25 protein-coding genes are annotated in these 25,835 nt (G+C 47.1%); 16 read left to right on the top strand and 9 right to left on the bottom strand.

All coding sequences use genetic code 11. The features are described from left to right. Positions 1-35 precede the first annotated feature (35 nt). The 9 genes from L6H70_RS05935 to L6H70_RS05895 all read left to right on the top strand — a co-directional run bounded on the left by L6H70_RS05935 (position 36) and on the right by L6H70_RS05895 (position 7,627). Complete coding sequence (locus L6H70_RS05935; protein WP_236330870.1) at positions 36-1,772, top strand: ABC transporter ATP-binding protein; 1,737 nt, start codon at positions 36-38, stop codon at positions 1,770-1,772. Further along, the gene (locus tag L6H70_RS05930; RefSeq protein ID WP_236330867.1) at positions 1,769-3,508 is read left to right on the top strand and encodes an ABC transporter ATP-binding protein; all 1,740 of its coding nucleotides are present in this window, start codon (positions 1,769-1,771) and stop codon (positions 3,506-3,508) included. Before L6H70_RS05935 ends, L6H70_RS05930 begins: the two co-directional genes overlap by 4 nt. A 236-nt stretch (positions 3,509-3,744) precedes the next feature. After that, positions 3,745-4,278 carry a TetR/AcrR family transcriptional regulator gene (locus L6H70_RS05925; protein ID WP_236330864.1) on the top strand — a complete coding sequence of 178 codons (534 nt, stop codon included), beginning with the start codon at positions 3,745-3,747 and terminating at the stop codon, positions 4,276-4,278. A gap of 13 nt (positions 4,279-4,291) precedes the next feature. Continuing rightward, positions 4,292-4,621, top strand: a complete 330-nt coding sequence (locus L6H70_RS05920; RefSeq protein WP_236330861.1) for a DMT family transporter — start codon at positions 4,292-4,294, stop codon at positions 4,619-4,621. Positions 4,622-4,653: 32 nt separating this feature from the next. Further along, positions 4,654-5,001: a DMT family transporter gene (locus L6H70_RS05915; protein WP_236330857.1), complete on the top strand. Its 348-nt coding sequence runs from the start codon at positions 4,654-4,656 to the stop codon at positions 4,999-5,001. A 103-nt stretch (positions 5,002-5,104) separates the two neighbouring features. Beyond that, entirely contained in the window at positions 5,105-6,046 is a 942-nt protein-coding gene (locus L6H70_RS05910; protein ID WP_341482700.1) for a helix-turn-helix transcriptional regulator, read from the top strand. Positions 6,047-6,122: 76 nt separating this feature from the next. After that, positions 6,123-6,923, top strand: coding sequence for an SDR family oxidoreductase (locus L6H70_RS05905; protein WP_236330851.1), 801 nt, complete (start codon positions 6,123-6,125; stop codon positions 6,921-6,923). 24 nt (positions 6,924-6,947) lie between these two features. Next, positions 6,948-7,304, top strand: a complete 357-nt coding sequence (locus L6H70_RS05900) for a nuclear transport factor 2 family protein (RefSeq protein WP_236330848.1) — start codon at positions 6,948-6,950, stop codon at positions 7,302-7,304. A gap of 35 nt (positions 7,305-7,339) precedes the next feature. Further along, a complete protein-coding gene (locus tag L6H70_RS05895) occupies positions 7,340-7,627 on the top strand; it encodes a Dabb family protein (RefSeq protein WP_236330846.1) in 288 nt (95 codons plus the stop codon). A 130-nt stretch (positions 7,628-7,757) separates the two neighbouring features. On the opposite strand, the gene L6H70_RS05890 is transcribed toward L6H70_RS05895, so the two are convergent. Next, positions 7,758-8,636 carry an AraC family transcriptional regulator gene (locus L6H70_RS05890; RefSeq protein ID WP_236333162.1) on the bottom strand — a complete coding sequence of 293 codons (879 nt, stop codon included), beginning with the start codon at positions 8,634-8,636 and terminating at the stop codon, positions 7,758-7,760. Between the two features lie 187 nt (positions 8,637-8,823). Between L6H70_RS05890 and L6H70_RS05885 the strand changes: the two genes are divergently transcribed. Then, a complete protein-coding gene (locus L6H70_RS05885; protein WP_236330843.1) occupies positions 8,824-10,896 on the top strand; it encodes a beta-galactosidase in 2,073 nt (690 codons plus the stop codon). A gap of 269 nt (positions 10,897-11,165) precedes the next feature. On the opposite strand, the gene L6H70_RS05880 is transcribed toward L6H70_RS05885, so the two are convergent. Together L6H70_RS05880 and L6H70_RS05875 are read right to left on the bottom strand one after the other, a co-directional pair. Beyond that, a complete protein-coding gene (locus L6H70_RS05880) occupies positions 11,166-11,984 on the bottom strand; it encodes an SDR family oxidoreductase (protein ID WP_236330840.1) in 819 nt (272 codons plus the stop codon). Between the two features lie 89 nt (positions 11,985-12,073). Beyond that, positions 12,074-12,610 (bottom strand): PadR family transcriptional regulator, encoded by a 537-nt coding sequence (locus tag L6H70_RS05875; RefSeq protein ID WP_236330837.1) that lies wholly within the window; start codon positions 12,608-12,610, stop codon positions 12,074-12,076. Positions 12,611-12,806: 196 nt separating this feature from the next. Between L6H70_RS05875 and L6H70_RS05870 the strand changes: the two genes are divergently transcribed. The 4 genes from L6H70_RS05870 (at position 12,807) to L6H70_RS05855 (ending at position 17,949) form a co-directional block, all read left to right on the top strand. After that, positions 12,807-14,045: a sensor histidine kinase gene (locus tag L6H70_RS05870; protein WP_236330834.1), complete on the top strand. Its 1,239-nt coding sequence runs from the start codon at positions 12,807-12,809 to the stop codon at positions 14,043-14,045. Then, positions 14,042-14,710, top strand: coding sequence for a response regulator (locus L6H70_RS05865; RefSeq protein ID WP_279306736.1), 669 nt, complete (start codon positions 14,042-14,044; stop codon positions 14,708-14,710). The genes L6H70_RS05870 and L6H70_RS05865 overlap by 4 nt, the downstream gene beginning before the upstream one ends. Before the next feature lie 166 nt (positions 14,711-14,876). Beyond that, positions 14,877-15,299 carry a DoxX family protein gene (locus L6H70_RS05860; RefSeq protein ID WP_236330831.1) on the top strand — a complete coding sequence of 141 codons (423 nt, stop codon included), beginning with the start codon at positions 14,877-14,879 and terminating at the stop codon, positions 15,297-15,299. Positions 15,300-15,705: 406 nt separating this feature from the next. Then, positions 15,706-17,949, top strand: coding sequence for a U32 family peptidase (locus tag L6H70_RS05855; RefSeq protein ID WP_236330828.1), 2,244 nt, complete (start codon positions 15,706-15,708; stop codon positions 17,947-17,949). 182 nt (positions 17,950-18,131) lie between these two features. Here the strand turns inward: L6H70_RS05855 and L6H70_RS05850 are convergent, their stop codons facing one another. Then, positions 18,132-18,527 carry a RidA family protein gene (locus L6H70_RS05850; RefSeq protein WP_236330825.1) on the bottom strand — a complete coding sequence of 132 codons (396 nt, stop codon included), beginning with the start codon at positions 18,525-18,527 and terminating at the stop codon, positions 18,132-18,134. Positions 18,528-18,632: 105 nt separating this feature from the next. Between L6H70_RS05850 and L6H70_RS05845 the strand changes: the two genes are divergently transcribed. Further along, complete coding sequence (locus L6H70_RS05845; protein ID WP_236330822.1) at positions 18,633-18,968, top strand: winged helix-turn-helix transcriptional regulator; 336 nt, start codon at positions 18,633-18,635, stop codon at positions 18,966-18,968. Positions 18,969-19,141: 173 nt separating this feature from the next. Here L6H70_RS05845 and L6H70_RS05840 read toward each other — a convergent pair whose 3' ends face one another. From L6H70_RS05840 to L6H70_RS05825, 4 genes are all read right to left on the bottom strand, one after another. Then, on the bottom strand, positions 19,142-19,681 hold the full coding sequence (locus tag L6H70_RS05840; RefSeq protein ID WP_236330819.1) for a helix-turn-helix transcriptional regulator: 540 nt from the start codon (positions 19,679-19,681) through the stop codon (positions 19,142-19,144). Then, entirely contained in the window at positions 19,678-20,520 is an 843-nt protein-coding gene (locus L6H70_RS05835) for a sialate O-acetylesterase (RefSeq protein WP_236330817.1), read from the bottom strand. Before L6H70_RS05835 ends, L6H70_RS05840 begins: the two co-directional genes overlap by 4 nt. 402 nt (positions 20,521-20,922) lie before the next feature. Beyond that, positions 20,923-22,638 carry an ABC1 kinase family protein gene (locus tag L6H70_RS05830; RefSeq protein WP_236330814.1) on the bottom strand — a complete coding sequence of 572 codons (1,716 nt, stop codon included), beginning with the start codon at positions 22,636-22,638 and terminating at the stop codon, positions 20,923-20,925. After that, positions 22,635-22,979, bottom strand: coding sequence for an AbrB/MazE/SpoVT family DNA-binding domain-containing protein (locus tag L6H70_RS05825; protein ID WP_236330811.1), 345 nt, complete (start codon positions 22,977-22,979; stop codon positions 22,635-22,637). The genes L6H70_RS05830 and L6H70_RS05825 overlap by 4 nt, the downstream gene beginning before the upstream one ends. A 282-nt stretch (positions 22,980-23,261) precedes the next feature. On the opposite strand from L6H70_RS05825, the gene L6H70_RS05820 reads away from it, so the two are divergent. Then, a complete protein-coding gene (locus L6H70_RS05820; protein WP_341482735.1) occupies positions 23,262-24,335 on the top strand; it encodes a phosphotransferase enzyme family protein in 1,074 nt (357 codons plus the stop codon). A gap of 54 nt (positions 24,336-24,389) precedes the next feature. On the opposite strand, the gene pyk is transcribed toward L6H70_RS05820, so the two are convergent. After that, complete coding sequence (gene pyk, locus L6H70_RS05815; protein WP_236330803.1) at positions 24,390-25,820, bottom strand: pyruvate kinase; 1,431 nt, start codon at positions 25,818-25,820, stop codon at positions 24,390-24,392. Positions 25,821-25,835 lie beyond the last annotated feature (15 nt).

Below are 25,835 nucleotides of genomic sequence, written 5' to 3'. Positions count from 1 at the left end.
AGGGGTTACATATTGTATAGGCTGGTGAGGTAATGATGTTTAAAATGGCTGTTTTTCTAAAACCGTACAAAAAAGAGGTTATTCTCGGGCCGATCTTCAAGCTGCTTGAGGCGATACTGGAGCTGCTGCTGCCGACGATTGTCGCGCTGATCGTTAATAACGGGATCGGTAAGAATGACAGTGCCTATGTGTACAAGATGGGCGGGCTAATGCTGTTCATGACGCTGCTTGGCTTCGGCTGTTCCATGGTTTGCCAATATTATGCGGCCCGCGCATCCCAGGGCTTCGGCACATCACTTCGTAACAAGATGTTCAAGCATATCTCTTCCTTGTCTTATGCGGAGCTGGACCTCTTCGGTACACCTTCGCTGATCAACCGGATCACTAATGACGTGAACCAGCTACAGCTGGCAGTGGCCATGCTGATCCGGCTGGTTGTCCGGGCGCCGTTTATCTGTATCGGAGCGATTATCATGTCGATGATTCTGGATTTCCGGCTGTCGCTGATCCTGCTTGCGGCTACGCCAGTCTTCGGGGTGATTCTGTATTTCATCATCACCCGCAGCTCACCACTCTACCGCAAATACCAGCAGAAGCTGGATCATCTGGCGCTGGTGCTCAGCGAGAACCTGTCCGGTATCCGTGTCATTCGCGCCTTTGCTGAGTCGCGCCGGGAGAAGCGGCGTTTTGATGCTGCATCGGATGACCTGACCGCAACCGCGATCCGGGTCGGACGTATCTCCGCCTGGCTCGGTCCGATGACGACTCTGGTCGTGAACACGGCTATTATCGCCATCCTCTGGGCAGGCGGCAGACACATCGATGCCGGACGGCTTTCGCAGGGTGAGATTATCGCTTTTATCAACTATGTGACCCAGATTCTGCTGGCGCTGATTGTTGTCTCGAATCTGGTTATCCTGTTCACCAAGGCTTCCTCATCTGCGAACCGGGTAAGTGAAGTATTGGCGGCAGCCACCTCGGTTTCCGATGAAGGGAATACCGCTGCTGTTGCAGCAGAATATGATGCCCCTGCAATCTCCTTCGAGCATGTTTCCTTCGGCTATAACAGTACCGGAGAGCTTGCACTCCAGGATGTCTCGGTCTCCATCAAGCGCGGCCAGACGGTCGGATTGATCGGCAGCACCGGCTCGGGCAAATCGACCTTTGTAAATCTGATTCCGCGGTTTTATGATGCGGTAGAGGGTGAGATCAAAGTCGGGGGCGTGAATGTCAAAGACTATCCGCTGGAGCAGCTGCGGAGCATGATCGGCATCGTACCGCAGAAGGCGCTGCTGTTCACAGGCACGATCGCAGAGAATATCCGCTGGGGCAAGCATGAGGCTTCCCGGGAGGAGCTTATGCAGGCTGCTGCCGTAGCGCAGGCGGATGAATTTATCCGCAAGCTACCGGAAGGGCTGGATACGCCGGTGGCCCGCGGCGGTTTGAATTTATCGGGAGGTCAGAAACAGCGTCTGACGATCGCCCGTGCGGTTGTCGGCCGGCCGCCGATCCTTATTCTAGATGACTCTTCTAGCGCGCTCGACTTCGCTACTGACGCCGCCTTACGTAAGGCGCTGAAGCTTCACAGCCGGGAAATGACGGTGCTGCTGGTATCCCAGCGGGTCAGCACCGTGCAGCAGGCTGATCAGATCATCGTCTTCGATGAAGGCCGGATTGCCGGAACCGGCACTCACCAGGAGTTGCTTGCGGACTGCGGCGTCTACCGGGAAATTTGTGAATCGCAGCTGTCCAGCAGGGAGGTGGCGCAATGAACACTACGGATACATGGAAGAGACTGTTGAATTATACGCGACATTACCGGGGGATCGCCACCTCAGCGGTAATCTGCGCCATATTGAGTGTGATTGCCAGCCTCATCGGCCCGCTCCTGATCGGCCGGGCGGTCGATCAGATGATCGGTCCGGACAATGTGGATTTTCCGGCCATCCTCCGCCTGCTGCTGCTATTGGCTGCGGTATATATTGTCGGCAGCTTCTTTGGCTGGCTGCTCACCTATTACACTAACAAAATAGCGTATAAAACGGTCTATGATCTGCGCCGCGAATTATTCGATAAGCTGGATACACTTCCGCTAAAATTCCATGACAATCATCCGCAGGGAGACAGCATCAGCCGTTTTGTCAATGATATGGATGCCGTTTCTGATGGCCTGCTGCAGGGCTTCTCCACACTGCTGACCGGAATTGTCACCATCGCCGGAGCGATTGGGCTGATGCTCTATATCAGTCCGGTCATGACGGTGGTGGTGCTGTTGTCTGCACCCGCGACTTATTTTGTCGCTCGCTTCATCACCACACGCTCTCAGCGTCTGTTCCGTGAGCAGGCCAAAATCCTCGGCGGTCTGAACGGCTATGTTGAAGAAATCGTCGGCGGGCAAAAAGTGGTGCAGGCTTACCATTATGAGGACCGCTCGTTCGCGCGGTTCTCGGAACGCAACAACGAACTATACCAGACCGGCGTCAAATCGCAGTTCTATGGCTCGCTGGCCAACCCGACAACCCGGCTGGTCAACAATATTACTTTTTCAGTCATTGCCATGATCGGCAGTGCATTGGTTATCGGCGGACACTTTACGGTGGGGGATCTGTCGAGCTTTTTGATCTACTCGAACCTGTTCGCGAAGCCGTTCAATGAGATTACCGGCGTTATTACCCAGCTCCAATCGGCTACGGCGTCAGCTCAGCGGATCTTCAGGATTCTGGACCTGGCGCCGGAAACTCCGGATGCTCCAGACGCTCATGTCCTTGGTATCAGCCAAGGGACGATTACCTTCGATAAGGTCAGCTTTGCCTATACACCGGAACGGCCGCTGATCCGCAGTTTCAGCCTGGAAGTGAAGCCGGGAACACGGGTGGCGATTGTCGGGCAGACGGGGGCAGGGAAGACAACGCTCGTCAACCTGCTGATGCGCTTCTATGATGTGGATAGCGGAAGCATCCGGATTGACGGCGTAGATATCCGAACGATTACCCGTGACAGTCTCCGGCAGAATTTCGGGATGGTGCTGCAGGATACATGGCTGTTCGGAGGTTCGATCCGTGATAATATCGCTTACGGCAAGCCGGAGGCTACAGAGGACGAGGTGATCGCTGCCGCTAAAGCGGCAAATGCGCACAGCTTCATTAAGCGGCTGCCTGAAGGCTACGCTACGAAGATCAGCGGCTCCGGCGACAATCTGTCGCAGGGGCAGAAACAGCTTCTCACCATCGCCCGTGTTATGCTGGTTGACCCGCCGATGCTGATTCTGGATGAAGCGACCAGCAGCATTGATACGCTGACCGAAATCCGCATCCAGAAGGCTTTTCTTAAGATGATCTCCGGCCGGACCAGCTTCGTTATTGCCCACCGGCTGTCTACGATCCGCGAGGCGGATATTATCCTGTATATGAAGGACGGGGATATTGTCGAGAGCGGGACGCATGAATGGCTGCTCGCCAGCGGTGGACACTATGCCAAGCTGTATAACAGCCAGTTTGCGGCGGTGTAACGATAGTAGCCGTTAAGTTAATTATTCGAAAAGACTGTACACAGTAAATATTTACTGCGTGCAGTCTTTTTGATGTTCCGAAAAACTGCCACAAAAAGAATTTTCAGCAAATAAAGCGCATCTCCGGCACTCAAAAGGAAGATTATCCACCATAACCTAGGGCTTTTTCAGTAATTGCGCAATTCATTTGACATAAAAACCGTCCGGACGGTATAGTAAATCCGGAGGTGAACCATATGAACATTAATTCGAAGCGGACGGTTATTTTAACTGCCGCCTCCTTCGTGATCAGGAATCAGGGTGTAGAGAGGCTTACACTCGAAGCAGTGGCCAGGGAGGCAGGCGTTAGCAAGGGCGGACTGCTGCACCATTTTCCAAATAAAAATGCCCTGATTCAGGGTCTGGTCGAAGACCTGACATGCGGCTTTGTCACCGATGTCCAGGATCGGGCTGCAGTTTCAGTAACTGAACAAGGCAAGTGGAGCAGAGCTTACACAGAATCGGTGGCCTGTGATATTAAGGATGTGAATGGAATCAGCACAGCGCTTACCGCGGCGCTTTTCAGCAAGCCGGAACTGCTCGGAAAACTGCAGGAACAATATACGCTGTGGCAAAAGGACATCGAGAACGACGGGATCGACCCTGTGCGGTCCACCATTATAAGATTGGCTGCTGACGGCCTCTGGTTCTCCGAAATGTTCTCATTGGGGAATCTGGACGCAGAGCTGCGCGAAAAAGTCATTCAGGAACTGCTGGAAATGACGAATTAGGAGGAAGAGTCTTGTGAACCCCTTTGTGTTACTGGCGTTTGCCATTGTGTCTGAGGTCTGCGGTAGCTCGCTGCTCAAATTATCCGACGGTTTCAAACGGCTCTATCCCTCGATTGGTGTAATATTGGGTTTGGGCTCGGCTTTTTATTTTCTGTCTCTGGCACTGCAATCAATTTCCCTCGGTAGTGCTTATGCAATCTGGTCCGGAGCGGGTACGGCGTTAACAGCCATGGTGGGGGTTTTCTTTTATAAAGAACGGTTAAATACAAAAAAAATACTGGGACTGCTGCTCATCATCGGCGGCGTCATTACACTGAAGCTTGCTACCGGCGGGGCGCATTGATTTTACGGGCAAAGAAGAGGATGGGGATTCAATTGAAAAGTTACATATACCTGGCTATGGCCATCTGCTTTGAAATATTCGGAACAACGATGCTTAAATTATCCGACGGCTTCACGAATCTGCTGCCCGGCCTGGGGGTAGTCGTGGGGATGGGGCTGTCCTTTTTCAGCTTGTCCATGAGTTTGCGGGTCATTCCGTTAAGCTTTGCTTATGCGGTATGGTCGGGTGTCGGGACGGCAGTGACAGCCTTGCTCGGTGTGATGGTGTGGGGCGATCATTTTACATTCGTGTCTTTCATCGCCATTGCTGCGATTATCGGCGGCGTGGTACTGCTTAACTCATCTAAACATCCGGAAAAAGCTCCGCAGGGGCAGCTGTGAAATTTAAATCATAAGTTTCTGCATTATGGTAAAATGCTCCTTAATCTTAACTTGACATAAACTTGTTAAGTTTTTTTGTTTATACTAACCAAGAGGTGAACGAATGCAAATTAGCAGATTACTTCAAATGACTTACATTTTATTGGAAAAGGGGACTGTTACGGCACCAGAGCTGGCTGAACGGTTCGAGGTGTCAGTCCGAACGGTCTATAGGGACGTTGAAGCCTTGAACCAGGCTGGAATTCCGGTCTATACCAGCCAAGGAAAAGGCGGCGGTATTTTCCTATCCGACAGGTTTGTCCTGAACAAATCCTTGCTTACTGACAAGGAGCAGGATGAGATCCTTTTTGCCCTGCAAAGCTTGGCTGTAGCCCGATTGCCTGATTCCGACGAGGTCTTCTCAAAGTTAAGCAGCTTGTTCAGGAAAAATAGTACAAACTGGATTGAAGTCGATTTCTCCCCATGGGGAAGCGGGCGAAAGCAAAAAGAGCTGTATACATTACTAAAACAGGCCATTTTGGAGCATAAAGTGATTTTGTTTACCTACTTGAGCGCGGCCGGGGAACAAAAAAGCCGCAGAGCTGCACCAGTGAAACTGCTATTTAAGAATAGAGCCTGGTATGTCGAAGCCTATTGTTTTGATAAAGTTGCGCTAAGAACCTTTAAGATTACCAGAATGTCGAATGTAGGGCTTTCAGATGGGAACGGGGTTGAACTCTCAGAGCTTTTGCAGGAGCAGGAGAGGATGGAGTCTGCCGGGAATTCCCGTGAAGAAATTATTAGTGTTAATGAAAAGCCGAGAATCCCTCTGGTATTAAAAATAGAACCAGCGGGAGCCTATCGCATCGTGGATGAGTTTAAGCAAGAGGACATTTTGAAACAGGAAGACGGATCATTCCGGGTCACTTCAGATATGCCCTCCGGAGAATGGCTTATTCAATATCTTCTTTCCTATGGAGATTTACTGGAAGTTATGGAGCCGGCATCTGTCAGGCTGGAGATGAAAACCCGCACGGCCAAAATGGCCGAAAAATATTTATCATAACTGGACGCGCAGCTGTCAGGTTCTGTTGATTACACTAGCCTTGTATTCAAAACATACAAGGAGGATTCAACAAACGATGAATAACAGCCCGTACTTACTCAATGGGAGTAAAGAATTTACTGGAAAAAGAGTACTTGTGACCGGCGGAACCCGGGGAATTGGCCTCGCGATCGTAAAGCGTCTGCATGCAGCGGGAGCTGAGGTTGTAGCTACGGCAAGATCTATACCTGAGTCATTACCTGAGGGAGTAGGGTTCATTCAGGCCGATGTGAGCCTTCCGGAAGGCGTGGATCATATTGTTCAGGAAACAATCCGGAAATTTGGCGGTCTGGATATTTTAATTAACAATGTAGGCGGTTCCTCCACAAGTACAGCAGGAGCTTTGACACAAACAGATGAAGATTGGCAAACGACGTTCAATGCGAACCTGTTCTCTTCCGTCGGGCTCGATCGCGGGTTTTTACCCTACATGGCCGAACAGCAAAGTGGGGTAATTGTCCATGTCTCCTCTATTCAAAGTAGGCTTCCCGGCACCATGACTATGCCTTATTCGGCTGCCAAAGCTGCGCTGGTTAACTACAGTAAAAACCTGGCGACCCAGTTCGGCCCTATGGGGATTAGAATCAACGCACTGGCGCCGGGATTTACCGAAACGGAAGCAGCGGAACGCTTAATCGGGAGAATGGCTGAACAAGCCGGAACGGACTATACAGCTGCCCGCCAGCAGTTAATGGACGAGTTAGGTGGCATTCCTCTCGGCCGTCCGGCCAAACCTGAGGAGGTTGCCGAGCTTGCGGCCTTCCTTGCCTCAGACAGAGCCTCTTATATTACAGGTTGTGAGTATGTCATAGACGGCGGAACCATCCGCACTGTGTAACGGGTGTATAAAGGAGTTGATCTAATGGATACTAGTTTGCTTCCACAAGTAATACAAGATTTTATAGCCGCTGCCAATAAACCCGATCCGGATGCTTATATCGACTGCTTTTCGGAGGATGCACTTGTGTTCGATGAAGGCAAAGAGTGGGGTGGCAAAACTGCTATAAAAAAATGGAGTGCTGATCATCACTTTGCTGCTAACATAACGCTTGAACCCAAGCAGGTTAAACAGCATGAGGAAGAAGTCATAGTGGTTTTTAAGGTTGACGGGGACTTCGACAAAACCGGCCTCCCGGACCCTCTAAATTTGGATTTCTATTTTCAGATTGAGAACCATAAGATCAAGCAGCTTACGATAAGGTTATCTAAAGGATTGTAACAAGTGAACAAATACGGAACGAGGTGAACCTAAAAATGATAGTAAATCATTTGTTGTTGAAGCTGAAGGACGATAGACCGGAGCATATCGAGCAAATTCAAACCGTTCTGCTGGGCATGAGAGGGAAAATAGATGTTCTTCTCGATGTTCAGGCTAAAGCTAACGTTCGCCCTGGCCCCTCAGCATACGATTTGATCCTGATCACAAAGTTTGCTTCCTTAGCAGACATGGATGAATACCTTATACACCCGGCCCATCAGGATGTCGCTATGCGGATTGGTACGGTGCTGGAAACACAGGCGTCTGTCTGCTGCGAAATCTGATAAAAGTACTACAAATGTCGCTTCAGTCGCATCATTGCGAAATATAAACAGCACCCTGTTCTTCATAATGGAAGAGTGGGGCTCTAAATAAGGGAGGAGCCTGTTCATTGTTGAGGCGGGCTGTATGAGCCTATCCCAGAGGGATGTCCCGTTCACCGGCAAGACGGCTGCGCATCACCCCCGGCGTACAGCCGTAAGTCTTACGGAAGACGCGGATGAAATAATTGGTCTCCATACCGACGTTCAGCGCGAGATCCTGCACCGGCCGTTCCGGGCTTTCGGTAATCATTTGCAGTGCACGCTGCAGCCGCAGGTTCTGCAGATATTTATGCGGAGTGACACCGTATTCCTGCAGGAACAGGCGCTGGAAATGCTGCACGGAGTAACCTACGGCGGCAGCAAGATTGGCAATCAGGAGCGGTTCGGTAAAATGCTCGTTGATCAGGCGGACCGCCTTTTGCAGTGCCTCGTTACGGACCGTTTCGGCCTCCGGACGGTTAGCATCACTGGCGCCGGGTTCACTGCGCCGCAGCATTAAGAGCAGCCTGTACAGCGTGACAGACAGCTCCTGCATGGTCTGCTCATCCAGACGCGCGGCATTATGCTTGTCCACGGTATGCCAGATTTCCGCAATGGCCTCCCAGCATTCTTCGAAACGCCCGGTTAGACAAGGCTCAGAGGGGAGCAGGCGCAGCCCCTCCAGCACAGGTTCGGACTGGCTGCCCAGTAAACCGATAAACCCGACAATCCAAGGCTCGTGGGACAGCGGATAATATTCATGCCCCCGGTCTGGCGGATAGGCAAAGACCATGCCGGGAGTCAGCAGTGTCTCGGTGCCGTCCGTTAGGTCGCGGAACAGCCCGCTGCCGCTGCGGATCAGGAAAATCTGATGCACAGGGAAACCGGAAGGACGGACGTGATGGTACTGGATGTGGCGGCCGACCGAGTAGGGATAGAGCGGGAATTCAACAGAATCGCGGGGCAGCTCCACCAGGGAGAAAGGCAGCATAATTTTCACCTCATATTCATTTTGTACTATGTAATCGCGGGATTATTCCTACAGTTAGGAAACCTTTATCCTATATTATAAATAGTATAAATGAATATCCGTGAAATGGACAGGACCTCTGAATGATATCAATCAGAGAAAAGTCCCATCCTAACATGGAAGATAATGAGAGGATGAATATATAATTATGAGTCTAAAATCCCCTGCATTCAGCAGCAAGGTTCCCGTTATGCTGCACGGAGCCGACTATAATCCTGAGCAATGGCTAAGATACCCGGAGGTTCTCCGCGAGGACATCAGGCTGATGAAGCTGGCAGGCTGCAATGTGATGTCCGTTGGTATTTTCTCCTGGGTGTCACTGGAGCCTGAAGAAGGCGTGTTTACATTTGAATGGCTGGATAATGTACTGAATTCCTTTGCAGAGAACGGCATTTACGCCTTCCTGGCGACTCCAAGCGGCGCGCGTCCGGCCTGGATGTCAGAGAAATATCCTGAGGTTCTGCGTGTTGAACGGAACCGTGTCCGCAATCTGCACGGCTTCCGCCATAACCACTGCTACACTTCACCGGTCTACCGGGAAAAGACAGCGCTGATCAACGCCAAGCTGGCGGAGCGTTATGCGAATCATCCGGCGGTCATCGGCTGGCATATTTCCAATGAGTTCGGCGGCGAATGCCACTGTGATCTCTGCCAGAATGCGTTCAGGGAATGGCTGAAGGTCAAATATAAGGGCAGCCTCGATGAGCTTAACCATGCCTGGTGGGCAACCTTCTGGAGTCATACGTACACTTCATGGGAGCAGATTGATTCCCCGGCTCCGCACGGTGAGACTCAGGTACATGGCCTGAACCTCGACTGGCGCCGGTTTGTCAGCGAGCGGACGATTGATTTCTGCCGTCATGAAATTGTTTCGGTACGGGATTACAACCCGGATCTACCGGTTACTACCAATATGCACATGATCGACGGTATTGATTACCGTGAGCTGGCCAAAATTCTGGATGTGGTCTCCTGGGATGCTTATCCGGACTGGGGCTACACCGAGGACGGCGACGATGCCCGGCTGGCCGCCTGGACAGCGATGCACCATGATCTGTTCCGCAGCTTCAAGCATAAGCCGTTCCTGCTCATGGAGAGCACTCCATCACTGACGAACTGGCAGTCGGTCAGCAAACTGAAGCGGCCGGGTATGCACAAGTTGTCATCCCTGCAGGCGATTGCGCATGGCTCGGATTCCGTGCAGTACTTCCAGTGGCGTAAAAGCCGCGGTTCCAGTGAGAAGTTCCACGGTGCTGTACTGGATCACAGCGGTCATGGCGAGACCCGGGTATTCAAGGATGTGGCCGAAGTAGGCCGAATTCTGGCCGGCTTAACCGAGGTTGTAGGCACTTCGACACCTGCCGAGACGGCCATCCTGTATGACTGGGATAACCGCTGGGCGGTCAAGGATGCCCAGGGTATCCGCAATTCCGGCCTGAAATATGAAGAGACTGTACTGCAGCACTATCGTGCGCTGTGGGAGCAGGGCATTGCGGTCGATATGATCGGCTCCGGGGATGATCTGTCCCGCTATAAGCTGGTAATCGCACCGATGCTGTATCTAATCAGTGAGGAGAACGGGCAGCGGATTGAACAATATGTAGAGCAGGGCGGTACATTCCTGGCTACCTACTGGTCAGGAGTTGTTGGTGAGACAGATCTTTGCCATCTTGGAGGCTTCCCTGGCCCGCTTCGCAAGACGCTGGGTATCTGGGCTGAAGAGACCGAAGGGCTGCATAGCCGCGATCTCAACGGACTGGTGCTGGAAAGCGGGAATGTTCTGAATCTGTCCGGTGACTACGATGCGCATGAAATTGCTGAGCTGATTCACTTGGAAGGCGCAGAGGCGCTTGGCCATTACCGCAGCGACTTCTATGCCGGCCGCCCGGCGCTGACACTGAACAAGCTTGGTGCAGGTGAGGCGTACCATCTGGCTACACGTGTCAAAGATCTGGCTTTCTACGTGGAGCTGTATGCGGCGATCACTTCCAAGGCAGGAATCACCCGTACCCTGGAGTCTAATCTGCCTGTGGGAGTAACCGCACAGCTGCGCACAGACGGCGAGCATGAGTATATTTTCGTGCAGAATTTCAGCGGTGATGTACAGACGGTCAAGCTGGACGGACGCGGTTATACCGATCTGGAATCCGGAGCCGAGGTGCCGGCAGAGCTGGAATTGCCGGTGAATGGCCTGGCGATGCTGAAGCGTAAGGCGAAGTAAAATATGAGGGACCCGAGAAGCCGATGGGGGCTGATCGGGTCTTTTTTTTTGTGAGAGGGATAATAGTGCGATGTCAGATGATGGAGCTGCTTGTGAAACGGTTTTTTTTCGTGTTGAAGATTATTTGCGGTGAACCTTACCACAAATGACGGCTAATTCCCTTGTAGCTGTATTGTTCCGGGGGCTGGCAGATCATCTCTGATTCAGAGCTTTCTAAGATCTCTGAAGCGATGGTTTGAGGGATGGGACGTCTGAACACAGGTTCCTTTTCAGGAAAAATGCTGGACTATATTTGTTAGGTATTGCACTTCATCCGTATTTTCTTTCATATGAATGAGCATCTTGGCATCTTCCCCTACGACATATCGGAATTGATTTGTTCCGTCGGTTGCCGCTTGGTATATGGTTTCGGCTACAATTTCTGGAGGTGAGGAGTATGACGGGTGTTTCTCCATCTCACCCAATTTATTCCGAAATGCAGTAGTAAATCGCTTATAGTCTGTTAATGCATCATTAAAAAAGAACTCCATCGATCTTCCGCCAAAGTCCGTTTTAATAGCACCGGGTTCAATCAATTTTACCTTTATGTTTTGTGAGGCTAATTCATAGAATACCGACTCGGAAAAACCCTCCACCGCAAATTTGGATGAATGATACAAAGACATCGTTGGAAAGGTCACTCTCCCGCCCATAGAAGAGATATTGATCAACATACCTTCTTGATTGGATCTAAAATGTGGCAGCATGGCTTTAGTCATTCGGATCAGACCAAAAACGTTCACTTCAAACTGTCTTCTAATCTGCTCTTCCGTAGCTGCTTCTATAAGACCCATTGTTCCATACCCAGCATTATTAAGAAGAACATTAATTTTACCAAACCGCTGGGTCGCTTCTGCTAACGCATGGTGAATCGTGTCTTCCTTCTCAACATCGAGCCTAAGCACTAACACATTACTTAATGATATGAATTCAGTTTCCTGTTCAGGTGAGCGCATTGTGGCTACTACGTTCCATCCTCTTTCAGCAAAATGTTTTACTGTAGCTCTACCAATGCCTGTTGAAGCACCTGTGATAAAAATGGTTTTCATAACATTCCTCCTAAAAGTTTTGTGAACGTTACATCATCAACATGTCTGTACAATTTATATCGTAGTCGTTCGTTTCAAATTCACTACGTTCAGAGCTGCTCTTGCAATAACCTCTCCAGGCTCACCACCCCCTCGGCAATGGTTGTAAGTTTAGCCTGATACTCTTCTATCCCAATTTGAATGCAGATGATCTGGGCTGGATGCATTTCATCTTTATATAGCGAATATTGTCCAAGTAATTGATCTAACTTTTTTTGTGATTCCTCTTGGGCTTGCTTCAACCAGATAATCACCTTGTCATACCCAACGAATTCACCAAAATAAAGCCTCATCATAAAATCGGATTTCCTGATGCTGTCTCCTTCTAGCGGGGCTAGTAAATAAGCGTTAAAATGATCTCTTCCTTTAGGCGTTATATATAAAATATTTTTGTTAGGCTTACCGTCCTGGAGCACATTTTCCTTAGTGATGAACCCCTCCTTTTCCATTCGAGCAAGTGTGGGATAAATGGTTCCATAGCTGGAACTATAGAAATTAGAGAACACATCCTCCAATAACTGCTTTATTTGGTATCCGGTCAATGCTTCTTTCATAAGCAGGCCTAAAATAACATCCTGTGTGTTCAAAATTCATCCTCCTTGTCATGTAGAAATATTTGTAAATCACGCCTGTAATATATCAGAACGATATATAATGTGTCAATATATATCTCTAAGGATTGTATCCCTTAGCCAGTAGGCTTGCATCGGGAAGGTGAATATTCGGTAAATGGTAAACCTTACCACAATCAATAACTATATGTGTTAATATGGGGGAAGTGAGGTGAAGAAGTCTATGATCCAAGCGATTAAGAATATAAGAAAGAGCCCCCTTTTATGGGGACTCATTTTTGGTGTGAAGCTCATCCTTGATTTAGCTTTAACCGGTGTTTTTTATTTTGAACATTCGATTATAATTTTTTGGAATTTGATCATTGTTGTGATTTCAATTTTGATGTTCCTTGGGATTAATTTATTTTATCTCCATAGGAAGAAAAAAAAGAATTGGCTTCTTCACGTCCTCCTCATCGATTTCCTGGCATCTGCTGCTTACGGCTATGTTTATATAAGTGGGGATTTTCCGAATCATTTATTCATCGGGATTACCGCTTTGGCGATTCTGATGTTAGTCAAAAGCACTCGAATGCTGGTCATTACTTGCATCCTGCTGCTTACCATGTATCTTGTAACAATGGGCAGTATTGATTGGTATTTATATAAACAACTCGAAATAATCAGCTATTTTGTTTCTTGTTCGTTTATTATATTCTCAGGTATCGTAAGCGCAGTTATCCAGTATTATCAACGCGCTCGGGAAGATGTAACGCAATTGTATGCCCAGCTGATGCAGTCACACGAGCAGCTGCAGGAGTATGCGCTTCAAACGGAAGAGTGGGCAGCAACAAGGGAAAGGGTGCGCATTGCGCGGGATATTCACGATACGGTAGGCCATAAATTAACGGCATTATTGGTTCAAATGCAGTTGGCTCGCAAGCTGAACATTGCGGATTCCCCACGCAGTCAGCAAATCTATCTAGAATGCGAAGAGTTAATCAGATCGTCCCTGCAAGAGATTCGGCTGTCGGTAAGGGCTATTCGGGATGAACCGGCGGGTGGTATCTCTCTGAATGACAGTCTCGAGAGGTTAAGCGCCGAGTTTTCGAAATTCACCGGAATACAAACCACTTTTGAAAAAAAGGGGGTTCCCGTTGTTCTGCCCCGCAACCTCCAGTTAACGGCTTATCGCATGGTTCAGGAGTCCCTTACCAATGCACAGAAGCACGGCCAAGCAAAGAATGTGAATGTGACATTAGCCTACTCGGAGAGCGGATTTTCGCTGAGCATACGTAACGATGGGGTCGTCCCTGATGAATTAAAACCAGGTTTTGGTCTAATCGGTTTGCAGGAAAGGGCGAGGGAGTGGAATGGAGAGGTACGATTTTACCTGGATCGGAATGAAGGGTTTGCTGTTGAGGGGGCATTTCCCTATTCTGCCTTGGAAAGGAAGCGAGTCCTGCTTTGAAAGTTTTGATCGTAGATGACCAGCGGCTCATGAGAGAGGGGCTTGCCGCTCTTATCGGTCTTGAGCCGGAGATGGAAATTGTAGGGACGGCAATTGACGGCAGGGATGCATATGCGAAAGCGCTGGAGTGGAAGCCGGACGTGGTACTGATGGATATCCGAATGCCAGGAATGGACGGCATCGAAGGATCGGAGTTGATCTTAAAGCATATCCCCGAGACCAAGATTTTGATACTGACTACCTTCGATGACGTGGAGTTAGTCATGCGGGTTTTGGAAACAGGTATCCATGGCTATTTGCTGAAGGATATGCCCTCCGAGGCGATCGTCAGCGGCATTCAAACCATATATAACGGAGGTACGGTGCTTCAATCCGATATTACGGCCATGCTGTTGAATGAGTTTAAGAAAATTTCGGAATCGAACTTGGATAAAACAAATCCCCTCAGCACTAAGGAAACTGTCGCTTTAGCGGCTCTGACCGAACGCGAGAAAGAGATCCTCGCTTTATTGGGTCAGGGATTAAATAATAAAGAGATGGCAAGTATCCTTGTCATCACAGAAGGCACAGTGAAAAATCACGTTTCGAACCTCATAGCTAAGCTGGGTCTGCGGGACAGAACACAAGCTGCACTCTTTGCAGTTCGTCATCAGGCAATCATCTAAATGGCATGACTTTTGGCATAGAGCATGGAATTTATCATGCTTTAGTGCACAAAGGTTCTGCCTTTTTTGTTATAAACTCTTGACTTTTGACAGCTCTGCCCGTTTCCGATTCCATCTACAATTAAATTACAGGGAAATCAAAAAATACCGAAAAGGAGCTATCAAGATGAAAAAAATCAAGATTACTTATTGGATTATTACGGCTTGCACGCTCGCAGGATTCGCACTCAGTGCCTTCAATGAGATTACTCATTCCTCCAAAAGTTTTGTGGAAACAACTCAACTGCTAGGCTACCCGGTCTATTTCCTAACTCTTCTTGGAGTAGCAAAAATCATCGGTATCCTCGTACTGCTGGTTCCTAAGTATTACAGGCTGAAAGAATGGGCGTATGCCGGTTTCACTATTGACTGTATTTCCGCGTTTTGGTCTGAGATGGCTGTCGGCAACCCTATGGGAAGTATAAAGTCTGTCGTGGTCTTTATGTTTGTAATGTTATCCTATTACCTGCTGCTGAAAATGGAGAGAGGTAGTATGAACAAAAGCCATGAGAATACGTCGGATTCCCGAAAGATGGGTGCCATCTATTGAAAGTGTAGAGTGTTAACAATATGTTTGTAGCGCTTTTTTCTTCGTAGAAAATTAACCGTTATAGCGTATAAGGTGAACCGTATCATAAGTAGGGCGAAAATAATTTATTTCTATTATCCTTAAATCAGTGTAAAATATAGGAATGAAATATGCGAAAATGGGGGACGATTGTGTCTGATCAATCTATTTTATTGATTATGTCCTGCCTGTCAGGTTAACTGATGAAACTCAAAGTGGTGGTTTGTTTGGAGTAAGATTTTAGTACTTCATATGATCATGTATATACAAAAAAGTTCAGGTCTTGACCTGAGCTTTTTTTGAGGAGTAATTCGGTGATAGAGTGTTACGGAGAACGAATCACAAGTAACTACAAACTTTTTTAATTTATGGGTATAAGGAGAAAAAAATGACTGAATTATTAGCTCCAGCAGGAAATATGGAAGCTTTAAAAGCTGCAATATCTAATGGTTGTGATGCAATATACTTAGGAATGCAAAAATTTGGTGCACGCGCATACTCCTCTAATTTTGATTTAGAATCGTTAAAAGAGGCTGTTACGTATGCGCACCTGAGGAACGTTAAAATCTATGTTGCAATGAATACCATCGTTTTCGAAAACGAAGTTGAAGAGATGAAGGAGCAGATACACGAATTAAATGAAATCGGTGTGGATGGCATTATCGTCCAGGACCTGGCTGCTTTCGATTATATCGTTAAAAACTTTCATGATCTGGAAGCACATTGTTCAACTCAAATGGGAATAGACGATGTAGACGGAACTTTATTATTTAAAGAACTTGGTGCTAAAAGAGTTGTTCTATCCCGTGAGGTTGAGATTGAAAAAGTAAAAGAGATCAAAAGAATAGCCGAAATACCTTTAGAAATTTTCGTTCACGGTGCTTTATGTGTATCTTATTCGGGAAACTGTCTAATGTCAGGATTACTCGGCAATCGATGCGCAAATCGCGGTAGATGTGTGGGTTCATGCCGTAAGGAGTATGAACTAATGGATAAGACAACAGATACATCTTTAGGGAAAAGCTATATTCTATCTACTAAGGACCTAAACACAATCGATTACATCCATGATTTAAAAGAAATCGATTCTTTAAAAATAGAAGGCAGAATGAAAGCGCCCACGTATGTTGCTAATGTTGTATCCAAATATCGCATGGCCTTAGATCATAAAATAACCGAAGAAGATAAAGAAAATCTGAAAAAAACATTCAATAGGACATTTACTAAAGGATATTTGTTTCACGAAGACAGGAGAAATATTACAAACATCTCAAGGCCAAATAACTTTGGTTATCCAATTGGAACCATCAGCAAGATCGAAAAAGATAGGTATGAAATAACACTTACACGTACCTTAAATCAAAATGATACCATCCGAATAAGTCATAACAATGAAGATGTTAATCTAACAGTTGCAAAACTGTACGATAAAGATGGCGGCTTAATTAACAAAGCAGATGATGTTTGCTATATCAAAGTTACAGAAAAGATGTCTACGGGAGATTTAGTATATAAAACGAAGGATTATTACTACCAAAAAGAATTAGAAGCATCACTGGAAAAAGAATTTAAGCGGTTTAACCTGGATATTAAAGTACATGCATATCCAGATTCAAAGCTTTTCATAGAGGCTGATGGCTTAGGCTTTAATTATTCATATGAAAGCGAGGAAATACTGGGCGAAGCCATTAATAATCCAACAACAAAAGACCAGGTAATCAAGCAATTCTCAAGATTAAATGATACGATATTCGAACTCAATCATGTCGATTTTGAGGAATGCAATGCATTTATTCCAGCTAAACTGTTAAATGCAGCAAGAAGAGATATTGTACAGGGCTTATATGACTTAAAGCTTAACAGCCAGAAGAAAAGAACCAAGGCTCTGAATGCAAAAGAAAAAATAAGCTTTGCCCCTGAACAACCATACCTTACAGCCTCTGTAACGAATAAGGAACAATATGATGCTTGCGTGAGCTGTGGAATTAAGGAAATCTATTTTGAAAATGTGGTTAGAAGAAATCAGAATGATTATAAGGAAAAAGAAGGGCAGCTGCTAATCGGAGGATATGGCGGCATTTATCACTACAAAGAAACAAATCCGTTTGTTACGGACTATTCTCTAAATGTTATTAATGCTACCAGTTGCTATGAATTATATAAATTAGGTGCAAAACGAGCCACTTTATCTTATGAATTGAATAAGAGCCAAATTGAAGATTTAATGAATGCCTATTATGAAGAAAATGACGGCTATCCTGCACTGGAAATGATTGTATATGGCAAGGCTCCTTTGATGTTTACAAAATATTGTCCGATGAAAAAAATGAATCAATGCAGGATCTGCAAAACGAAGAGCTATGAGTTAAAGGATGAGCACGGAACGTTCCCTATCCTTTCCCATGATGATTGTACAACGACTATTCTTAACGGGAAGACGCTTAATCTTTTAGATGAGTTACCAAACATCAAAGGAATCGAAGCGTTCAGATTAAACTTCACAGTTGAATCAAAAGAGCAGGTTGTGAAAGTCATTCATATGGCCTCAGGCAAATTAAACGGCTCAATGAATAATGCTGTCTTTAATCAGGATACCGACACAAGAGGACATTTTAATAAAGAGATTGTGTAGGTAGCCAAAGGGATGGTAGTGGCGATATGATGGTAGGAGCGAATCCGACAGCGGCAGCGGTCAGATTAACATAAAAGAACAAGAAAGAGCCGCCCAGTACTGGGCGGCTCTAAAACTTGCCGCTTCAACCATCGCAGTGAACGTGTCGAAATAACCTTCGATTACCTCTAATAAACCCCATCTTAGCTACCAAGATGATCGAGATGCGCCACAGCCCGAACCTCTACCCACTGTTCCGGAAATGCCAGGTAAGTTACCCCGATCATGCTTCCCGCCGGACGATGCTCCCCGACATACTCTTTGAACAGTTCGATCGCGGTTTCACCGTGCTCCAATGCATTCGTTAAATACAGCTCCACGTAAGCCAGATTATGTTTCGTCGCTCCGAACTGTTGTAACACGGCATCCAAATTCTCCAGCGTCTGCGTCACCTGTGCCCGAATATCGCCTGCTCCGACGAACTTGCCCTCCGCGTTATGGGAGAACTGTCCCGAGATATACAGTGTGGTTTCGACAAGGTACCCCTGCGAAATCCCGTGATCCCAGAGAGTATGGTTGTACGTTTGAATGGTCGTCATTACTTTTGCCCCTTTACTTTAAAGTAAGGCTAGTATAGACTGGGCGAAAATAAAGGGATAGTACGCACAAATAAGTGGGCTACTATCCGAAAGGATAGTGTGAACATGGGTATTTCCGATTTGAAGGGCAAGGAAACAGTGATCCAGGCCACACCGTTCGGTTATACGATGTCCGTGATCGGCGGGAAGTGGAAGATGGCGATTCTGTATCTGCTGTCCGCCAAGCAGTCAATTCGTTTCAACGAAATGCAGAGACAGCTCGGAACGGTGACGTACAAAGTTCTCAGCGCGCAGCTTAAGGAATTGGAGGCCGACGGGCTAGTGAAGCGCGTGGAGTATCCGCAGATTCCGCCTAAAGTGGAGTATTCGCTAACACCGAGAGGGCAGACGCTGCTGCCTGTGTTGGAGCAGCTGTGCGAGTGGGGAGCACAGAATCGGTGAGGTTCACAGAACTATTTTTGATGGCGCAAAACTCAGGACGCGGTTCAACACAATAATGATTCCTGGCTATATTTGAAAGCCATTACCGGAATACAAAAAGGCTCCCACAGCCTAACCACTTTTTTTCAATGTATCTATTCTATGGGGAGCAGTTTACTTAGCTCCTTTTTGTATTATGCAACAGGTCCCTCTATTTCTGTTTTCAATTGTTCAAACCACTCTAAGTTAATCAAGTGATGGGAACGGGAATTTTCGTTCATGCGGCGGTAGTAATCGATTGTGCCGGGAAGTTCTTGTATGTTGGACAGGTATTCATCAAGGAGTGCAATTCGGGTTTTAGTCTGGTCGATTTGCGATTGGATCAGTTCCAGCAATTTGTTTTTGTCGTATTGATCGGCAAAGAGGAGCGCCCCATAAAATTGCAGGTTCACATATTCCGATTTAGTGCCGTATTTGACCATTAATTTTTCGAATTCAGCCATTCCCGCTCCGGTGATTTTAAAGTTCCGAATCTCGCGTCCAATGGTTGAAGGTTTCTTCTGAATTTGTTCAATCCAACCTTTTTCTTCAAGTTGCTGCAGATTGTAATAAAACGAGCCCTTCGTGAAGTTTACAATGTATTTGTAATGGCGCTTTTCCATTAAAGCCAGTAGTTCATAGCCGTGAGCACCAGGGGTTTGGATGAGTAAGCCAAGGATGAGTAAGGGGATCATGGCTTCATCACCTTTACCATCTGTGCCTCGAATTCCCCGTACGTGATTTTACCCGAAGCCAAATCCAGGCTATGAAGGTAGGTCTGTTCTGTTTTTGAATAATCCCGATCCACTTTCAGCGACTGATCCTCCCCAGGAATAGGCTCCATGACATGACACTTTTTCGAAAAAGCCTCGAAATAGCGGAAGCCGAATTTGCGTTGTGAAACCGCGTCTAAATGAATGCCATCAGGATTCGCAGTCAAATCTGCCGCTGTTACAAAATAACAATTTTGCTGTTCGTTAGCGAAGTGCTGCAATTGTTCATTGACTTGTTGATACTCTGTCGCATGCTGTCCGAAGCCGGTCTTCCCAAGGAAATCACCAAGTCCACCGATGATCAACGGCACCTCATCAAGATCCAATTCGTTTCTCAGGCTCTCTATGATAAAGGTTAATTTCTCGTAATAAGATTCATGCAGCGAACGATAACTGTCGCTCTCACCTTGATGCCACAGGATTCCGCAGATCTGACTGGACCGCAGAGCGAAGCGGGCTTCGGATAAAGCATGCTGAAAAAGGTTGCCTTCCGGATGCCAATCATTCAAGGAACTGCCGCCTTCCGCACAAGGAATCAAACCAATTTCTTCGTCAGGATTGGCCTTCGACCAGGCATCGGCAAAAGAAGCCGCCAGGCTTACACCGGAAACCGGACGGTCATAATTAATCGGCTCTGTCATCATCTGCCACTGTCCATTGCGCAGCATTTTTATTTTTTCATTAATAATCGGTTCGACATCATGCAGGAATCCACGGCCTGCCATATTAGACTGCCCCAACATTAAGAATGACTTAATCATTTAGTCCTCACTCCTGTACACCACTAATATAGTCTAATTAGACTAAACCGAATTATACAGTCTAATTAGACTATAGTCAATTACCCATCGGATCATTCGATAAGGACTTTTACACTAATGGAAAACGATAGTGGAATGACGGCAGCTGTCATTGTTGCGATTAAATGTTAATTTAAATCGGGCTCAAATGGAGAGTAGTTCAGCTGCGTTTCCAGCCGTGCCGATTGTTGCGAAATGACAACCTGACTTTGCGCAAAACGTTGCTTTTATATTTCTCGCCGTAACAGCTTGCGCGCCCGATCCTTCCTCATTCTCCAGAAAATATTCAGACCGTATGGAGAACAGCCGCAATCATTTGTGGCTCGGACTAGGATTAGACGCTTGCCCGCTGTTATTTGGCCGTTATTCACGGGATGTAAACTTCGACTTTTCAAACCTATTATTTTCCCGCATAGCCCTCATCTGCCTTGCATGTCTTACATCACGGCGGCGTTCTCTCACTTTGAGTTGGCTAAGCATAATGAGCAGCCCCACAGTGCCGAGCACATAAGAAACCATATGATTCACTTCATTCCACATGTTTGTAGCCGTCAGAAGGCATACAGCTCCAATGATGGTTGCAATAATTCGCTGTGTATTCTTATTTTGCGTTTCTATCAATTTTTTCTCAAAGGAACTCGATAGCTTTACCCGTAAATTTCCGCTATCCATTTTATCTACTGCCGAAATGAACTTCTTGGTCGTAGGAAGGATTCCTTTGAGAAGATTCTTGCCTTCATCTACAACGTTGGAGAAGACACTTCCCCGTAAATCGCTGCGCACAACCTCTTCAACATAAGGCTTAACGGTCCCAATCAAATCAAGCTCCGGGTCCAGTCCCGTACAAAGTCCATACACCGTGCCTATGGCTTTTCCCAAAAATGTTGTATTTGCAGGTAACTGAAAGGGCTGAGAATAGAGGAAATCCCGTAACTCTTCTGCATTGTCACCTGATGTCACAAAACTGAGGTCAAACGTATCCCCGTTGATTTGTTCAAATAATGACGTAAGATTCCTTGAAAACACCTCTAAATCTACATTCCGTCTTAAAAATCTCAAACGGGTAAGGGCATCGATGGCGCCGTGAGCATCTTTTAAATACACGGCCATAAGAAGGGCTACCATCTGTGCCTTCATATCCTCGGGAATTCGTCCGACCATTCCAAAATCGATTAATGCTATGGTGCCGTCAGGCTGTACGAGAACATTTCCCGGGTGCGGGTCTGCGTGAAAGAAGCCTTCTAACAGAATCTGTTCTATGAAGATTTCGATCAATGACTTCGCTAATTTAGTCCGGTCTACACCCCAAGCATCCAGCTGGGCAAAATTGTTGATTTTTACACCTTCCAAAAACTCCATCGTTATAACCTTTGAACTTGTATAGGACCAATGAATGGCTGGAACAACAACATCATCCCGATGGATAAATTGCAGCTGAAATTCTTCTGCATTTCGCCCCTCTTTTTGATAATCGAGCTCATCCATAACGGTCTCGTGAAACTCGTCATATACTGCATCGAGGTCCATGAAGTCTCTAATCTTGGTCCAGCGTTTTAATAACCGGATTGCAACTTGTATGGATTTCCAATCAATTGCAATAATATCCTCGACCCCGGGACGCATAACTTTTACTGCAACGTCTTCACCTGTCCGTAATGTCGCCCGATGTACCTGTCCTAAGGAAGCCGCTGCGATAGGAGTTGTATTAAACTCAGCAAAAATCTCGCTTATGGATACTCCGAGTTCACGCTCTACCTTTTGCTGTATCTCGGAAAAATCTACGGAGTCTACGGAATCCTGAAGCTTTGACAATTCATCAATAATTTCCTTCGGCAAAATATCCACTTGCGCACTAACATGCTGCCCAAGCTTGATAATTAATCCACCCATATCCATTGCGGTCTTCGTAAAATAGGTGGCCTGTTTTCGATATAAGGCTTTTGTTTTCGCTTCTAAGCGCCGTCCTGAAATAAAATGCTTTTGCCTGCCCAGCCACCAGAAATCCCAGGCGAACTTAAAAATCATCCGCATGGTTCTTCTGAACCGGAGATCCTTCATCAATTTAAAGAATTCGCTCATCCTTTTTCGTCGGCCTCAGGTCCTTTTTCATCGACCTCAGGTTCATGATCCTCATCTTCAGAAACAGTAGTGCTTTTATCAAAGATCGCTTGGGCCATACTTTCAAACTTTTTCGAAGCACTCATGAAGAAATCCGCAAATTTGTTGAACATTTCTGCTTTGACCAGAATGACGGCTCCCTTGCGCTTGTTCCCGAAAACGATGAATTTCTCACCAGGCTTGAGTTCAAGTTCTTCTCTTGCTTCTCTAGGAATAACAATTTGTCCTCTTTCACCCATGGATGTTGTTCCCAGCACTTTGCCATGCCCGAATCCGTGACTATTTTCTTTTTTTTGATGCATCATAAATCTCTCCTTTAATAATCAATCTACACCATAGTATGATATTTCATACTAATCATATTTTCAATGATTGCAGTAACTTTTTTCAAGATTACCGATAATGAGGCAAGTGCTTTAAAAAGTTGAATTTCATTATACTCAAAGTTTACCTGGGATTCATATGGTATTTTAGGTAAAATATGCCCGAAGGAGTGACGTGTAAATGTTAAACAAGGTGAGTATCATTTAAGTCCACAGAAGGACGTTGGAAGAATTGCAAATTTTTTTACTGGAGGAGATATTATAAATTATAACGAGGTTGTTAAAATCAGTGATGCCTATTTACTGCCATTTGTATCAGAGTTGTACGGATTAGCAGGCTATAACATTAAGCCGGTTAAGTCTCATAAGAGAGGGCGTAATGTTGTTTATACCTGTGAGAAGGAGGGCACCGGTGCAAAAATACTCCGAATCGCCTTCTTAAATGACAGAAGCCGGGAAGATTTTCTGGGTGAGCTTGAGTATGTGAGGTATTTATTCGAACATGGCGGTAGTGTCTCGAATGTAATTAGTTCCCGGAAGGGGAATCTGCTGGAAGAGATAACGCATAATCATCACACCTTTTTTGTCTGCCTGTTTGAAAAGGCTAAAGGAAAAATGCTTGTGGATAATCACTACCGGTATCGGGAAGGCGTACCTATTTCTGAATACTATTATAACTGCGGTAAAGTTCTGGGGACGATGCACCAATTATCAAAAGGGTATGCTCCAGTCCATTCCCGGTACAGTTTTTTTGATAAATATAATGCTGAATATATCGATAAACTGATCCCCGGCTCGTTACCTCTGCTTAAGGAGAAGTTGCTGGGGCTCCTTAAATCCCTGGAAGGATTAGACACGGACCATGAGTCTTTCGGAATGATCCATTTTGATTATAATGATGGGAATTATTCGATAGATTTTGATACCGGGCAAATAACCGTATACGATTTCGATAATTCATGTTTCGGGTGGTATATGTTTGACTTGGCCAGTATCTGGGGAAACGGCATGGGATGGATACAATCTGAACCAGACGCCGGTAAGCGTAAAAGGTTTATGGAGGATTATTTTGAAACAGTCCTCGAGGGATACAGATCTGAAACCAGGATGGATCCTTCGATGTTGAATAAATTGCCCTTGCTTATCCAAGTAAATCTCATGGAGGGTATTATAGATGCATTCGAGGTAATGCGAAACAATGGCGAAGAGCCGGAGTGTGATGAGGAGCTGTCGTATTACATAAAATGTCTGGAAGACGATATCCCTTATTTCGGGTTTTTCCATGAGATTTATTCGTGTGAAGAACCCTTTGAGTATGAGATACGAAATATTTGAACAGCAAAACATCCGTAGCAGGTGTGGTGGCTCCTGCTACGGATGTTTTATTTTTTAGAGCGCTTCGCCTACTTTGTGAACCCGCAGCAGGTTGGTGGTTCCGGTGCGGCCTGCAGGGACGCCTGCGGTGATGACCACCAGGTCGCCATCTTGTACGTAACCGGCCGACTTGGCCAGTTCAACGGCGGCTGCTACGGCTGTATCAGTGCTGGAAGCGGACTCGCTGCGGAGCAGCGGGGTTACACCCCAAGTCATGGACAGGGCATACAGTACGCTCTCCTTGGTGGATACGGCGATAACCGGTGCAACCGGCTTGTGCTTGGCGATTGTCCGGGCGGTAAAGCCGCTTTCGGTGAGGGCGAGAATGGCCTTGGCGGAGAGCACGAGGGCGGTGCGGGCAACGGCCTCGCCGATGGCGCCGGTTACGTCTGTGGCAGCCTCGCCACCATTACAGCTGCAGCGGCCATAGTGTCCCAGGACGGACTCGGCGCGGGCGGCGATGCGGGCCATGGTCTCGACGGACTCAAGCGGGTACTTGCCTGCGGCGGATTCGCCGGATAGCATGACGGAATCGGTGCCGTCGAAGATAGCGTTGGCGACGTCGCCCGCTTCCGCGCGGGTCGGTCGCGGGTTCATCTGCATGGACTCCAGCATATGGGTTGCGGTGATGACCGGTTTACCGGCCAGGTTGCACTTTTTGATCATATCTTTCTGAACCAGCGGCACGTCCTCCACCGGCAGGTCTACGCCCAGGTCGCCGCGGGCTACCATCAGGCCGTCGGCTACACTCAGGATCGCGTCCAGGTTCTCCACGCCCTCATCATTTTCGATCTTGGCAATGACTTGGATATGGCCGGCCTTGTGCTCATTCAGGATATGTTTAATCTCGAGGATATCTTCGGCTTTGCGGACAAAGGATTGGGCGATGATGTCGATTTTCTGCTCTATACCGAACTTGATGTGCCGGATGTCTTTCTCGGTTACGCCGGGAAGGCTCGTTTTGATGCCGGGAACATTGACGCCCTTACGCTGCTTCAGCTTGCCGCCGTTCGTGATGAGGCAAGTGATCTCGGTACCTTCGGCCTTTACGACCTCCAGACGAATCAGACCGTCATCGATCAGGATGATGCTGCCTGGCTTCACATCTTGGGGCAGCTGCTTGTAGGTGATTTGAATGCGGTCTTTGGTGCCGAGCACTTCCTCTGTGGTCAGAACCACGGCTTCACCCGGTATCAGCTCCGCGTAGTCCGAGGCCAACTTACCGATGCGGATTTCCGGACCTTTGATGTCGAGCAGGACGGCAACATATTGGTTCAGCTCCTTGGCTGCCTCCCGGATGCGGCGGATGCGCTCCGCATGCTCGTCCAGCTCTCCGTGGGCGAAGTTCAGGCGGGCGACGTTCATACCGGCTTGGATCAGCTTCCGAAGCATTTCAGGGCTTTCGCTGGAGGGACCAATAGTGCAGACAATTTTAGTTTTGCGCATGGCTTTTTCTCCTTA

This window comes from Paenibacillus auburnensis (assembly GCF_927798115.1).
Classification (GTDB): domain Bacteria; phylum Bacillota; class Bacilli; order Paenibacillales; family Paenibacillaceae; genus Paenibacillus_AQ; species Paenibacillus_AQ auburnensis.
The sequence above is the reverse complement of the archived record's forward strand: the minus strand, read 5'-3'. Positions and strand labels throughout refer to the sequence as shown.